Here is a 14,113-nt window from a genome sequence, read left to right on the forward strand (position 1 = left end):
ATGGTGTGTAGTCCAACCTGTGATCCCACTGCACTGGAGCCCCGTCCCGTCCGACGCGCACGTCGTCGCGCCCGATGAACGGCTGAGCTGGCCGCGCACCATCGGCATCGGCGCGCAGCACGTCGTGGCGATGTTCGGCGCCACGTTCCTGGTGCCGGTGCTGACGGGTTTCCCGCCCGCCACCACACTGCTGTTCTCCGGCGTGGGCACCCTGCTGTTCCTGATCATCACCGGCAATCGACTGCCGAGCTATCTGGGCTCGAGCTTCTCCGTCATCGCGCCCGTGACGGCGGCCGTGGCGTCCAACGGAACGGGCAGCGCACTCGGCGGCCTCGTCGCCGTCGGCCTGCTGCTGATCGTCATCGGCGCGATCGTGCACTTCGTCGGCACCCACTGGCTCGACGCCACGCTGCCCCCGGTGGTGACCGGTGCGATCGTCGCGCTCATCGGCTTCAACCTCGCGCCTGCCGCGAAGTCGAACTTCGAGAAGGGCCCGGTAGTCGGTGTCGTCACCTTGGTGTTGCTCGTCGCGGTCCTGGCGTTCTTCCGCGGCATCATCGGCAGGTTGGCGATCTTCCTCGCCGTCGTCATCGGCTACCTCTTGGCGCTCGCACTCGGCGACGTCGACACCTCGGCGATCGCGTCGGCGCCCTGGATCGGCCTCCCCGAGTTCCAGGCGCCGTCGTTCAACCTCGCGGTATTGCCGCTGTTCCTACCCGCGGTGATCGCGCTGATCGCAGAGAACATCGGCCACGTGAAGTCAGTGGGCCAGATGACCGGTACCGACACCGATCCGATGGTGGGCCGGGCCATCGTCGCAGACGGCGTCGCGACGACGCTGGCGGGGTTCGGCGGCGGATCGGCCACCACCACCTATGCCGAGAACATCGGTGTCATGGCGGCCACCCGCGTGTATTCGACTGCCGCGTACTGGATCGCCGCCGCGGTCGCGATCGTGCTGGCCATGTGCCCGAAGGTCGGTGCGGCCATCTCCGCGATACCGCCAGGCGTCCTCGGCGGGGCCACCATCGTGCTCTACGGACTGGTCGGGGTTCTGGGCATTCGCATCTGGCTGACCAACCACGTCGACTTCAGCCTGCCCGTCAACCAGATGACGGCCGCGATTCCCCTGATCATCGGCATCGCCGACTTCACCTGGCAGGCAGGATCTTTGATCTTCACCGGCATCGCCCTGGGCTCGATCGCGGCGCTGATCATCTACCACGGTATGCGACTGCTGGGCTTCCGTCAGGAGCGGGCGACGGATTCAGCCGAAGAGGTCACGTCCCCTCCAACACTGCCGCTGGACCTCGGTTCATCAGCTGACGGGCCACGATGAGGCGCTGAATCTCGCTGGCGCCCTCCCAGATTCGTTCGACGCGTAGCTCTCGATACATCCGTTCGGCGACGTTCTCGCGCATGTAGCCGCGGCCGCCGAAGATCTGTACGGCGCGGTCGGCGACCCGGCCGCCCATCTCGGAGCAGTACAGCTTCGCCATCGAGGCCTGCGCGTGCAGGGTCTTGCGGTCGGCGCCACCGTCGATCGAGCGCGCCACCTCGTAGAGCATGGTGCGTGCGGCGAACAGTTCGGTGGCGCTGTCCGCCAGCATCCCCGCCACCAGCTGATGCTCTCCGAGCGGCTTTCCGTCGACCACCCGGTCCTTCGCGAACGCGGTCACCTCGTCGATCAACCGCTGCGCCGCGCCGACGCACCTGGCGGCGACCATCAGCCGCTCGAACCGGAACCAGTCCTGCGTGAACGTCATCCCCTCGCCCTCGGCGCCGACGAGATTGTCCACCGGCACTCGCACCCCGTCGAAGGCCACGATCGGGTGCTCGTCGGCGATGTGATGCGAATAATGTGGTGTGCGAACGACCTCCACACCCGGCCAAGGTAGGTCGACGACCAGAAGGACGTGATCACCCTCGAACGGGCCACCGACGAGGACGGCCTGTACGAAGCAGTAGTCGGCCAGGTTGTACGACGTGACGTGCCACTTGACCCCGTCGACGACGTACTCGTCACCGTCGCGGCGCGCCGTCGTCTCCAGTGCCGAGACATCGGATCCGGCGAACTCCTCGGTGATGGCGTAGGCCTCGTGCTTCTCACCGCGGACCGCGGGCAGCAGCCAGCGTTCGCGCTGATGGTCGGTCGCCACGTCCACCCACCATTGGGGCGGGGTGGCCATCACCCAGGCCAGACCGTTGGTGGCTCGGCCACACTGTTCCTGCACCAGGACCTGTTGCAGCGCGGTGCAGCCTGGCCCGCCGACCGAGGTCGGCATGTTCGTCGCGTAGAGTCCCAATTCGACTGCCCGCGCATGGTGTTCGGCGGTCACCTCCTTGGGCAGAATGCCACCGGCGAGCTCGGCCTCGACTTCGAGCGGAATCAGCGAATCGACGAACGTGCGGGCCGTGGCCTGGATGCGCCGATCGTCTTCCGTCAGTCCGTACATCCGGTACCCCGATCCTCGCCGACCTCTTGACTGAGTGTTCAGTCTATGCGACCGTTCCAGACTATGGCCAGTTCCAGGACCAGTCCCGACATCGCCGACGTGGTGGTGGTCGGAGGCGGGACGATCGGCGCGTGGACGGCGGTGCTCCTTGCCGAAGCCGGCGTGGAGAAGGTCGTCCTGCTCGAAGCCACCACGCTCGGAGACGGCGCAAGCAGCCGCGCCGCAGGCATGGTGCGTGCGCAGGGTGGCACCGAGACCGCAATCCGCCTCGGCCTCCGCGCTCAGGAATTCTACGCAGCCAGCGGCGATCGCTTCCCCATCGACTGCGGCTTCAAGGCACAGGGCTATCTCATGCCCAGCTTCACGGAAGCCGAAGTGGCGCAGGCCCACGATCGCATCGCGCTGCAGCGTGGCCTCGGCCTCGCCGTGGAGTGGCTCAGCAGTGACGAGCTCGACGGCCGGCACACGGGAATGGCCGCCGGCGTCACGATGGGCGCCTCGTACGCACCCGGCGACGGCTACCTCGACGCACCGCGGAACGTGCTCGCCTACACGGCAGCACTCACCGCCACCGGAGTGGACGTCCGAGAGCACTGCGCCTTCACCGGCCTTCGCACCAGTGGCGGCCGGGTCGTCGGCGTCGATACCTCCAAGGGTCCGGTCGACAGCGCCCGCGTCGTCCTGACCGGCGGACCGCAACTCGCCGAGGTCGGTTCGCTCGCCGGCGCCCGGATTCCCGCGGGCGGGACCCGCCACCAGGTCGTGGTCACCGCCGCGCTCCCCGACCTCGACGTGAACGAGCTGCCCATGGTGTTCGACGTGACGTCTGGAATCTACTGGCGGCCTGGTGAAAACGGTGGCCTGCTGTGGGGCATGAGCAACCCGGACGAGCCGCCGGGTGTGGCGGTCGACTTCGATACCTTGTACTACCGCAAGGCCCGCGATCGCATCGAGCACCTCTTCCCCGCCGTCGTCGGCCTTGGTCTGCGCCGCTCCTGGGCAGCGACCATCGACTACACGCCGGACCATCTACCGATCCTCGGCCCACTGCTGACCGACGACGGTGCGATAGAGGGCACCGTGGTCGCCAGCGCAGCCGGGCACGGCATGATGTGGGGCCCGGCCGTCGCACAGGTGGCCGCCGATCTCACCGCAACGGGCAGCTGCGACTGGCTCGACCTGACCGATCTCGGACTCGACCGATTCGACGCCGAAGGCAACAGTCGTGTTGCCCCAGAACCGATCTCACTACCGTTCCCCGAAAGGGCCCCACAGTGATCACCAGCCTGCTGCCCCACGCGATCGACGCCGAGCTCGAGGACTGGGGCCCGCTCGACGAGGCCACCGACGCGCCAATGGCCACCCACGGGCTCGAGGTCTGGGTGGACGGTGATTCCTCGGCGGGCATCTGGCAGTGTGCGCCAGGGCCGTCGCGGTGGGCGCTCGAGACCAACGAGGTGATCTACCTGGTCGCGGGCCGGATGACGGTGACACCCGACAACGGCGAGTCATCCGAGATCGGCATCGGCGACGTTGCGGTGTTCCCAAAGGGCTGGACCGGTACCTGGGACATCCACGAGACCGTCCGCAAGGTCTACTCGATCTTCTGAATCGCGGCGGCTGGGCAGTACCCTAGTCCGCCTTACCCGCGACCGACGGGGCTCGAGCGGGCTTCGGAAGGCGTGTCCCGATTCGTCCCTGCCCCAGTACGCGAGGCCGACATTGCCGCTCAGCTCAGGCCCGTCGCGGACCGCCGTCGTCGCGAGATGGCGTCCACGCTGGCCGCGAGCAACAGGACGCCGCCCGTGACCAGGAAGTTGATGTAGGACGACTGGTTGAGCAGACCAAGTCCATTGGCGATCGTAGCGACCACCACGCCGCCGATCACCGCGTCCAGCACACGGCCCTTCCCACCGAAGAGACTGGTGCCGCCGATCACCGCCGCGCCGACCGCATACAACAGGACGTTGCCGGCCCCGGACGACGCAGAAACCTTGCCGCCGTACGACGCTGCAATGATCCCGCTCACGGCGGCCAAAGCCGAACAGACGACGAAGACCGACATCCGGATCCGGCCGACGTTGACACCGGCCCGCCGCGCCGCCTCCGCGTTGCCGCCGACGGCATAGATGTGCCGTCCGTACGAGGTGCGGGTCAGCACGAAGGTCAACGCGATGAGCAGCACTCCGACGATGGGCAGAACGTAGGGGATCCCGCGGATCTCGACGTTCGGGTTCACGCTCCGGTTGACGCTGAGCAGGTAGGTCACCCCGAGGGTCACGACGGCTACGCCGGCGACGCGGGCGACCACCACTCCGAATGGAGAGTGATGCAACCCTGCCCTGACCTTCGCGCGGTGCCGGTAGAGCTCCAGGCCGGCGAAACCGACCACGACCAGCAACGCACCTGCCCAGCCCGCCGTCACCGGCACGTTGTCGATGGTGATGCCACGGATCACCGGATCGTCCACCCGGACCGACCCACCCTCACCGATGAGTTTGAGCGTAACGCCTTGCAGCCCAAGGAAGAACGCGAGGGTAACCACGAATGACGGTATTCCCAGTTTCGCCCGCAGCGCTCCGATGGCCAGACCGATCAGAGCTCCGCACACGACACCGGCCAGCACGGCCGCCCACCACGGCCAGCCCTGGTCGGCGATGACCAGCGCCATCGCACAGGCCGAGACACCGCCGGCCACACCTGCGGAGAGGTCGATGTCACCGAGCAGCAGCACGAACACCAGTCCCATCGCCAGCACGCAGATGGAGCCAGCCTGGGTCACCAGATTGGCCAGGTTCAACGCGGACATGAACCGCTCGTTGGCCAGTCCGAACACGATGAACAGAAAGACGAGACCGAGAACCGCCGGCAGCGAACCCATGTCGCCGCCGCGAACACGTCCGACGTAGGTGCGTGCTGCGTCGCGGAACGTCTCGTCGGAGGTGTTGTCGGCCACGAAATCCGATTCGGAAACGTCGCTCTTGAACGTGGTCATTGCTTTGTCCTTCACGGGCGCGTCACATCGATCGGGCTGCTTCGGCCGGCGCCAGGCCGAGGCTGCCGGAGCGTCCAGCGGTGATCAGTTCCACCACCTGGCCGTGGGTGACCTCCGAAGCCTTGACCTCGGCCGCCACCCGGCCGAGATACAGCGCGCAGATCCGGTCGGCGACCTCGAAGACGTCGACCATGTTGTGCGAGATCAGCACCACGCCAAGACCCTGATCGGCCAACCGCCGGACGAGGTCGATTACCTGGCGGGTCTGTGCCACGCCGAGGGCCGCGGTCGGCTCGTCGAGCAGCACCACCTTGGAGTTCCACAGCACGCACTTGGCGATCGCGACGGTCTGGCGCTGACCGCCAGATAGACTGGACACCGCCTGGCGGACGGACTTCACGGTCCGCACCGACAGTGACGCCAGTGCCTGGCGGGCCATGGTCTCCATTCGAGCTTCGTCGAGAACGCCCCGGCCCACGATCTCGCGTCCCAGGAACATGTTCGAGACGATGTCGAGGTTGTCGCACAGAGCCAGGTCCTGGTAGACCACCTCGATGCCCAGGGCCGCAACGTCGTTGGGGCCGTGCACCGTCACCGGCTTGCCCTCGAACTGATAGGTGCCGCTGTCGATCGGATGGATGCCGGCGATCGCCTTGACAAGCGTCGACTTACCGGCGCCGTTGTCACCTACCAGCGCGGTGACCTCACCCGGATAGACCTGGAAGTCGACGTCGTGCAGAACGTGCACCACACCGAAACTCTTGTTGACGCCTCGTAGTTCGAGGATGGGCTCGGTCATGGGCGCGATCTAGAGTCCCGCGGCGGTGCACATGGCGGCGAACTGCCCGGCGCACACCTCGTCCTTGGACTGGCCGCCGTCGGTGAAGACCACGTCCACGTTGTCCTTGGTGATCGACTTGGGGGTCAACAGCACCGAGGCAACGTCCCGGTTGCCCTTGTCGTCACGCGAGGTGCTGTTGGTCGAGACGTTCTTGCCCGATGCGAGCGCGATCGCGGCTTGGGCCAGCGCGCCCGCCTCTTCCTTCGCCGACTTGTAGACGGACATGCACTGCGTACCGGCGAGAATGTTCTGCAGGCCTTCGACGGTGGCATCCTGACCGGTCACCGGCACCTGGCCGGCCCGCTGGTTCTTCTGCAGGATCGCTATCACGGATCCGGCCAGCCCGTCGTTGGCGGCGTAGACGCCGTCGATCTTGCCGTCGGCGCCGGTGTACATCTGCTCGAAGATCGTGACGGCCTTGTCGTTGTCCCAGTCCGGCACCGCCTGCTCGCCGACGATCTTGATCGTCGGGGTCTTGTCGATCACCGAATGAGCGCCGGACGTGAACAGGGTGGCGTTGTTGTCTGTGGGAGAACCGTTGAGGAACACCATGTTCGACGGTTTGCCGGCAAGGCAGTCGACCAGACCCTGGCCCTGCAGCGAGCCGACCTTGGTGTTGTCGAAGGACACGTAGGCGTCGGCCGACCCACCCAGGGTGAGCCGGTCGTAGTCGATGGTCTTCACCCCCTGGCTGGCCGCCTTCTGCTGGATGGAGGCACCGCTGTCCGAGTCGAGGTTGACGATGGCCAGCACGGTGACCCCGTCGGCGATCATGCCGTCGGCGATGGTGGCCATGTTGTCGGCCGAGCCTTCGGCATTCTGGATCGAGTACGGCACGCCTGCGGCCTTGAAGGCCTCCTCGAGCGCGGGCCGGTCCTTGGACTCCCATCGGACCGACGATTTGGTGTCGGGCAGGATCACGCCGATCTTGCCCGTCTGCGCCTGGCCGCCACCGCCGCTACCATTGCTGCACGCGGTGAGGCCCAGCCCCGCCACCAGGGGCACGGCTAGCACGGCGAGCATCCGGAGACCCAGTCGCTTCATGGAGATCGCTCCCATCCTTCGATTTATTGTGTGAGACAACATATAACGTGATGCTCGTCGCGTCCGGGGATTCGTGGCATCGACCTCAGCCCGAACGAGAACTTGTCGGACGTCTGTGGAACCAGTTCATCGGCGGCAAATCGTTGGACTCGAGAACGGACATTCCCGGCCTCCTCGGCGTAGATTTGTTCAGGTCTCGAACATAAATGTGCCGTAGGCCACTGTCAATGGGTCGATGTATCGAAGCCCATTCGAAAGGATCACCGTGGGTCGCAGCGCAGGGATCGGCACCAGCACCGACGACGTCCGCCGGCGGAATCTGTCCGGCGTGCTCACGCTCGTCCACCGCCACCGCTGCCTGAGTCGCTCGGACTTGACCCGCCGCACCGGGCTGTCGCGATCCACCGTCAAAGACCTCGTCGAGGAACTGGCCGCGCACGGCTTGGTCGAGGAGGCGCAACCCGGCGCGGCCGCCCAGGTGGGCAGGCCCAGCCCGGTCGTGCGCCCGCAGCACCGCGTACTGGCCATCGCGGTCAACCCCGAAATCGACGCCGTCACAATCGGATTAGTGGCCATGGGCGGCGAGGTGCTCGACGTGGCCACGCGCCCGACTTCGAGCGTCCCAAACGTCGCGCAGACGGTGGCGATGGCCGCGGAGTCAATCGAGCACATGCGGCGACAACTGCCACCCTGCCACCACATCACCGGGATCGGCGTGGCCGTCCCGGGCCTGGTGCAAGCCGGTTCCATCGTGCGCCTCGCGCCCCATCTGAACTGGCACGATGCCGAAGTCAGCGAAATGCTCAACGCCGCAACCAAACTACCGGTGTTTGCGGCCAACGACGCCAATCTGGGTGCGATCGCCGAGTACATCTTCGGTCGACACCCGAAGGCCGAACACATGATCTATGTCAATGGCGGTGCCGGCGGCATCGGCGCGGGGGTGGTGATCGCCGGGGAACTCCTCGACGGCGCGGCGGGATACGCCGGCGAACTGGGCCACACGTTCGTGGGCGGCACGGAGACCTGTCACTGCGGCAGTATCGGGTGCCTGGAGACCGAGGTCAGCCAGTCTCAGACCCTTGACGCCGAATCCGACTCCGCAGCGACCACCGTTGAGCGCCAGGCGCGCTATCTCGGCATCGCTCTCGGCAACGCCGTCAACGTGCTGAACCCGGAACTGATCGTCCTCGGCGGGTTCCTACGGGTGTTCCCTTCGCTAGCGCCCGAAGTGCTCGACGACGCCCTGGCGCGGCACAGTCTTCGCGCGCCCCGTGACCTCGTCCGGATCGTGCCGGCCAGCCTGGGATCGAAGACGCTGATGATCGGGGCCGCAGAACTGGCGTTCGCACCGCTACTGTCGGATCCCGCTGCGCACTATCAGCAACGCGTCCACCGCCACCGCGCCTCCCGGTGACACGATCACGGGGTTGGCCTCGACGGCTTCGAGCGAGTCGCCGAGTTCCAGCGCCAACTGAGAGAAGGCCACGATCACTCGGGCCAGCGCGGTGACGTCGACGGCTGGTGCGCCACGCCAGCCGTCGAACAGCGGCCGGATTCGCAACCCCTTCAGCAGCTTTAGAGCGCCTCCGTAGGACACCGGCGGGCAGGCCAGGACGCGGTCGGCCATCAACTCCACCAGGACGCCTCCGGCAGCGACGACCACCAGTGGGCCGAAGGCCGCGTCGCGGACGACGCCCACCGAGATCTCCACGCCGTCGGCAACCATCGGCTGGACCGTCACCACCGGCCCCAACCGTTCCGCGACGTCCGCATGGGCGGCCCGGAGCGCGTCGTCGTCGGCCAGGTGGAGCTTGACCCCGCCGACGTCACTCTTGTGCTGATGGGCAACGGTTTTGAGGACCACCGGATAGCCGACGGCTTTCGCGGCCGCCTCCGCCTCGTCGATGCCGTGCGCCATGATCGGCCGGGCCACCGGGACGCCGTAGTCAGTGAACAGGTCGAAGGCCAGCGCGGGCACCCAATCGTCCAGCCACGCGCGCCAACGGAGTTGGCGCTCCCGGTCGACGGGCGGCGTGTGCCCTTCGATCTCGCGCGGCCAACTGGCCAGATGACCGAGGGCCACCAATCCGCTGGGGAATCCCTCGAGTATCGGAATCCCGCTGCGGCGCAATCGTTGCGCGGTCGACTGATCGATCGCCGAGGGGACTGACGCCAACACGGCCAGCGGCGCACTGGTCTCCGAGGCGACCTCGAGGATCGCGTCCGCATAGGCGGTGTCCCCGTCGAACTCCGTCACCAGGTCGACGGCGAGTGCCGTGACCGCGACGGCGGCGTCCTCGGCCATGACCCGCAGACAGGCCCGGAACAGCGAGCGGGTATCAGCGCCCGTGCCCCAAACGTCGAGGGGGTTGGTGGCGACGAGCCCGTCATCGAGCAGTTTGCCGACCGCCGTGAGGGACTGGGGCGACAGGTCCGCGTACTCGACGCCAAGATCGTGCGCGACGTCGGCTGCCAGCGCGCGCTCGGCACCCGAATCATGCACGGTGGCAATCCCACTTCCGACACCGCTGGGCCTGGACCTTCGGCCCGCACTGAACAATTCGATGGTGTCGGTGAACTCGGCCATGTCCCGGACGCGCAGCGCGCCGACTGCATCGCACAGCGCCTGCCACGCCGCGTCCTCGCCTGCGAGCGCACCCGAGTGCGCCGCCACCATCGCCTGACCTCGCGGGGAACGGCCGACCGGTAGAATCACCGCGGGCACGCCCTGTTCGTGGGCCCTGTGCAGTGCCGCACGGAGTCTGGGCACCGCGCGGGGAGTCTCGAGCAGCAGCGCAATCAGTTCGGTGCCTGCGTCGAGGGCATAGTCGACGTAATCCGCGGTGTCCGTGACGAGCTCCTGCCCGGACGACACGGCGAGACGGAACCCGAACCCGCGCCGGGACCTGAGCAACGTGGAGAACGCCGACCCGGAGTGCGTGACGAGGCTGACCCCACCCGGCGGCACGGGGTCCGGTTCCAGGTACCCCAGGGCGCGAAGGCCGGTCGCGTTGTTGACGAAGCCCATGCAACCAGCGCCGCACAGGGCCATCCCGGCTCCGGACGCGATGGCCGCCACCTCGCCGCGCACGCCGTTCGCTGCACCGAAGAGGACCGCGGATCGTGCCCCGACGTCGGCGGCGGCGCTCAGCTGGTCGACCAGGGCGGTGTCCGGAACGCCGAGCAACACCAGGTCGACGGGTTCGTCGAGGTCGGCCAGCGCTGGCGCGCAGGGCCGCTCACCGATCCGGTCGTAGCGCGGATTGACCAGATGCATTCGGGCCGAGCTGCGTTGGGCCTCGACGACCATCCGGGCGCCGAAGCTGTCCTGGCGCTCGCTGGCACCCACGACCGCCACCGATCGGGCGCCGAGCATCGCTGCCACGGCCGCCCGGCGCGCACCGTTCACGAGGTGCGCCTAGTGCCGGCGACCCAGCGCGGCGAGCACCCGCCGGTTGCCTCGCTTCTTGTCAGCGAGAGCAGCCCTGGCCGCCTGCCAGCCCGGGATACCGCACACCCCACCGCCGGCATGGGTGGCCGAGCTGCCGTTGTAGAGCCCGGCGATCGGCGTGCGGTAGTCGGCGAAGCCGGGCGCGGGCCGCATGTGGAACAGCTGCTCCAGGGAGAGCTCACCGTGGAAGATGTTGCCGCCGATCAGGCCGTACTCCTGCTCCATCTCGTGCGGACCGACGACGTCCCGGTGCAGAACCGACGACTTGAAGCCCGGCGCGACCTGATCGTAGAGATCGATGAGCCGGTCGGCGTAGGCGTCGAGCTCCTCGGTGTGCGGCGCCTGGCTCCACTCCGCGGGCACCCACTGCGTGAACAGCGACATGATATGGGTGCCATCGGGATTGAGGGTCTTGTCGAGGGTGGTGGGGATGACGCCGTCACTGAAGGGCATCAGCGCCGGCTTACCGGTGCGGGCCTCCTGGAACGCCGCCTCGATGTACTCCATCGTGGGGGCCATCTCCACGGATCCCGTGAGGTGCTCGGCGATCCCCGAACTGGGGTCGGCGGTGAAGTTGGGCAGTTCACCCAGTGCGAGATTGATCTTCACCACGCCGCTGCGGGTCTTCCAGTGCTCGATGTCGTTGACGAAGTCGTCGGGTAGTTCCGCGCGGGGAATCTGATCCAGGAACGCGGTGCGGGGATGCAGTGTGGTGACGACCAACGGGGCGCTGATCTCGTCACCGTTCTCGAGGACCACTCCCTGGACCCGGCCGTTCCGCACTTTCAGACGGGAAACCCTCGCCTTGGTGCGGATCTCGGCGCCGAAGCTCCTGGCTGAGCGGGCGATGGCCTCGGACACGCCGCCCATGCCACCCTCCGGATAGCCCCAGCTGCCTAGCTGCCCGTCGCCGACGTCACCTATCGAGTGGTGCGCCATGACATAGGCGGTGCCGGGCTCGTACGGCCCGGCCCACGTTCCGATCACTCCGTTGACGGCCAATGGGCCTTTTATTTGCGGTGATTCGAACCAGTCGTCGAGCAGGTCGGCGATGCTCATGGTCAGCAGCCGGGTGACGTCGCCCATCATGCGGGTGGTCATGCCGCGCTGACTCCAACCAAGCTTGGCGAGGTCGAGAAGGTCAGACGGCTTCCGCGAGCCGATGTTGGGCGGCACCTGGGTGAGCAGTGGCCCCATCACGCCGGCGATGCCCTCCAGCCACTCATTCCACCTAGGCCAGGCGTCGGCGTCCTTCTTGGAGTACTTGGCGAGTTGCTCGTGCGTGCGGGCCGGGTCATCCTCGTGGATCGTCAGCGAACCGCCCTCGGGAAACGCCTGGTAGTACGGCCCCATGGGGTGCACCTTGTAGCCGTGGCGTTCGAGGCCGAGGTCGTGGACGATGGTCGGCGGCATCAGGCTCACCACGTACGAGAGTCGCGTCACCCGGAGATGCGGTGCGTCCTCCCATGGCGATTCGGTGGTCGCGGCACCGCCGAGAGTGGCACGCGACTCCAGCACCAACGTGCGTGCCCCGGAGCGGGCCAGGTAGGCGGCCGAGACCAGACCGTTGTGGCCACCACCGACCACTACGGCGTCGTAGGCGTCGTTACCGTTAGCCATCGCAGACCTTCTTCCGTGTACTCGCCTGACTGACTGTTCAATCTAATCGAGTGTTAGGCTTGCAGACAAGTAGCAGCGCCGCCACTTGAAGGGAGACTTGGAGCGAAATGGCCGATCCTGCGCCTGCGACGGAGAACAACGAAGCACGCCGTACCGAAATGCTGGACGCCGCTGCGGGGCTGATCTGTGAACGCGGCTTCGGTGATACGCGCATCGCCGACGTTGCGAACCGGGCGGGCGTCAGCTCGGCACTCGTCATCTACTACTTCGGCACCCGCGACAGGCTACTGGTCGATGCGCTCCGACACTCCGAGGAGTCGTTCTACGAAGCGGCCGAGAAGATGCTGGCCGAAGTCACCTCGTTGCGGGAGCGCCTGTCGCTGCTGATCAAGTGGACGGTGGTGCCGCAGGCGGACAACGAGATTCCCGGTGCGTGGGGGTTGTGGTTCGACCTGTGGGCGCAGGCCTTCCGACACGACGAAGTCAAGGCGGGCCGCGTCGAACTGGATGCGCGTTGGCGTCGCATGATCGTCGCCGCCATCAAGTCGGGCGAGGCAAGCGACGAACTGGGCGGAGACGTCGACGCCCGGATGTTCGCGCTCGAGTTCGGCGCGCTGCTCGACGGTCTGTCCATCCAGGTGGCGCTCGAAGACCCGGAGGTCGACTCCGACGTGGCCTACGACATCGCCATGCGCTTCTGCGAACGCGAGCTCGACCTTCCACCGACCAAGAAGACGCGGGCGGCCAGGAGGGCTCCCACCAAGCTCAGGCCGAAGAAGGGCTGAGCGCCTCCAGTGCCTCGGCCTCGACGGGGTCTTGGACCAGCGACGCAGAGCTGCGGTGCAGCACCCGGACCGCGTCGTGCGCGCAGACGCACGTGACCGCGGCGCCGGGCGAGTGCGTCACCGAGCCGGGACCGGAGGCGTTCGGAACCTCGACGACCAACGCAGTTGCCGCGCCGACGTCGACGTGGACCTGCGTGCAGGCGCCGAGGTACACGACTGCACTGACCGTTCCGCTGATCGCGTTGCTGCCCTGCCGCACGGGCTCATCCGGTGTCTGAAGGGTGATGCGCTCCGGCCGAATCACAATGGCAGCGGGCCCCTTCGGGACGCAATGGTCGACGACGGCGCCGAGCTGGGTGGCGATCGCCGAGCAGATCGCGGACGTGTCGGACGCTTCGATCACGTCGGCGTCGAAGATGTTCGCGGCACCGAGAAAGCCCGCGACGAACGTCGTCGCCGGTGACGAATAGATCTCCTGCGGCGGGCCCACCTGTTCCACCCGGCCGTCCGCGAGCACGGCGATCTGGTCGCTCATGGCGAGCGCTTCCTCCTGATCGTGGGTCACGTACACGAAGGTGATGCCGACCTCGCGCTGCACGGCGCGCAGTTCCAGCTGTAACTGCTTGCGCAGCTTGGCATCCAGCGCACCGAGTGGCTCGTCGAGGAGCAGCACCTTCGGGCGGAGCACCAGTGCCCGCGCCAGCGCGACGCGCTGCTGCTGCCCGCCGGACAGCTGGGCGGGCCGTCGCTTCGCGAACTGGTCCATCCGGGCCAGCTCGAGCGCTTCGCCGACGCGCCTCTTGGTGTCCTCCTTGGAGGTTTTCTGGTATCTGAGGCCGAACGCGACGTTGTCCCACACCGTCATGAATGGGAACAGCGCGTAGGTCTGGAAGACAGTGTTGACCGGGCGCTTGTGCG

At 67.2% G+C, this 14,113-nt stretch carries 12 protein-coding genes; 5 read left to right on the plus strand and 7 right to left on the minus strand.

What is annotated here, in order from left to right; all coding sequences use genetic code 11:
* Positions 1-19: 19 nt before the first annotated feature.
* Positions 20-1,339 carry a uracil-xanthine permease family protein gene (locus QOI01_RS03095; protein WP_526378489.1) on the plus strand — a complete coding sequence of 440 codons (1,320 nt, stop codon included), beginning with the start codon at positions 20-22 and terminating at the stop codon, positions 1,337-1,339.
* Here the strand turns inward: QOI01_RS03095 and QOI01_RS03100 are convergent.
* Positions 1,281-2,456 (minus strand): acyl-CoA dehydrogenase family protein, encoded by a 1,176-nt coding sequence (locus QOI01_RS03100; protein ID WP_526378491.1) that lies wholly within the window; start codon positions 2,454-2,456, stop codon positions 1,281-1,283. The two genes, QOI01_RS03095 and QOI01_RS03100, sit on opposite strands and share 59 nt — an antisense overlap.
* Before the next feature lie 63 nt (positions 2,457-2,519).
* Here QOI01_RS03100 and QOI01_RS03105 point away from each other — a divergent pair, with 63 nt between their 5' ends.
* Together QOI01_RS03105 and QOI01_RS03110 are read left to right on the plus strand one after the other, a co-directional pair.
* Complete coding sequence (locus QOI01_RS03105; protein ID WP_526378493.1) at positions 2,520-3,734, plus strand: NAD(P)/FAD-dependent oxidoreductase; 1,215 nt, start codon at positions 2,520-2,522, stop codon at positions 3,732-3,734.
* Positions 3,731-4,066, plus strand: a complete 336-nt coding sequence (locus QOI01_RS03110) for a cupin domain-containing protein (RefSeq protein WP_526378495.1) — start codon at positions 3,731-3,733, stop codon at positions 4,064-4,066. The genes QOI01_RS03105 and QOI01_RS03110 overlap by 4 nt, the downstream gene beginning before the upstream one ends.
* Positions 4,067-4,185: 119 nt before the next feature.
* Here QOI01_RS03110 and QOI01_RS03115 read toward each other — a convergent pair whose 3' ends face one another.
* From QOI01_RS03115 to QOI01_RS03125, 3 genes are read right to left on the minus strand one after another with little or no spacing between them, the layout of a single operon-like run.
* Entirely contained in the window at positions 4,186-5,451 is a 1,266-nt protein-coding gene (locus tag QOI01_RS03115; protein ID WP_526378497.1) for a sugar ABC transporter permease, read from the minus strand.
* Between the two features lie 22 nt (positions 5,452-5,473).
* On the minus strand, positions 5,474-6,250 hold the full coding sequence (locus QOI01_RS03120) for an ATP-binding cassette domain-containing protein (protein WP_526378499.1): 777 nt from the start codon (positions 6,248-6,250) through the stop codon (positions 5,474-5,476).
* A gap of 9 nt (positions 6,251-6,259) precedes the next feature.
* The gene (locus QOI01_RS03125; RefSeq protein WP_526378501.1) at positions 6,260-7,336 is read right to left on the minus strand and encodes a sugar ABC transporter substrate-binding protein; all 1,077 of its coding nucleotides are present in this window, start codon (positions 7,334-7,336) and stop codon (positions 6,260-6,262) included.
* A 265-nt stretch (positions 7,337-7,601) separates the two neighbouring features.
* Here QOI01_RS03125 and QOI01_RS03130 point away from each other — a divergent pair, with 265 nt between their 5' ends.
* Positions 7,602-8,753, plus strand: a complete 1,152-nt coding sequence (locus QOI01_RS03130) for an ROK family protein (protein WP_526378503.1) — start codon at positions 7,602-7,604, stop codon at positions 8,751-8,753.
* Here QOI01_RS03130 and QOI01_RS03135 read toward each other — a convergent pair.
* Positions 8,691-10,748: an acetate--CoA ligase family protein gene (locus QOI01_RS03135; protein WP_526378505.1), complete on the minus strand. Its 2,058-nt coding sequence runs from the start codon at positions 10,746-10,748 to the stop codon at positions 8,691-8,693. The two genes, QOI01_RS03130 and QOI01_RS03135, sit on opposite strands and share 63 nt — an antisense overlap.
* Before the next feature lie 9 nt (positions 10,749-10,757).
* Entirely contained in the window at positions 10,758-12,410 is a 1,653-nt protein-coding gene (locus tag QOI01_RS03140; RefSeq protein WP_526378507.1) for a phytoene desaturase family protein, read from the minus strand.
* 107 nt (positions 12,411-12,517) lie between these two features.
* Between QOI01_RS03140 and QOI01_RS03145 the strand changes: the two genes are divergently transcribed.
* A complete protein-coding gene (locus QOI01_RS03145; protein WP_526378509.1) occupies positions 12,518-13,195 on the plus strand; it encodes a TetR/AcrR family transcriptional regulator in 678 nt (225 codons plus the stop codon).
* On the opposite strand, the gene QOI01_RS03150 is transcribed toward QOI01_RS03145, so the two are convergent.
* Positions 13,176-14,113 (minus strand): ABC transporter ATP-binding protein (locus QOI01_RS03150; protein WP_526378511.1); only part of this gene is annotated, 938 nt, incomplete at its 5' end. The genes QOI01_RS03145 and QOI01_RS03150 overlap by 20 nt on opposite strands.

It is taken from the genome of Mycobacterium sp., from assembly GCF_032162605.1.
Taxonomy (GTDB): Bacteria; Actinomycetota; Actinomycetes; order Mycobacteriales; family Mycobacteriaceae; genus Mycobacterium.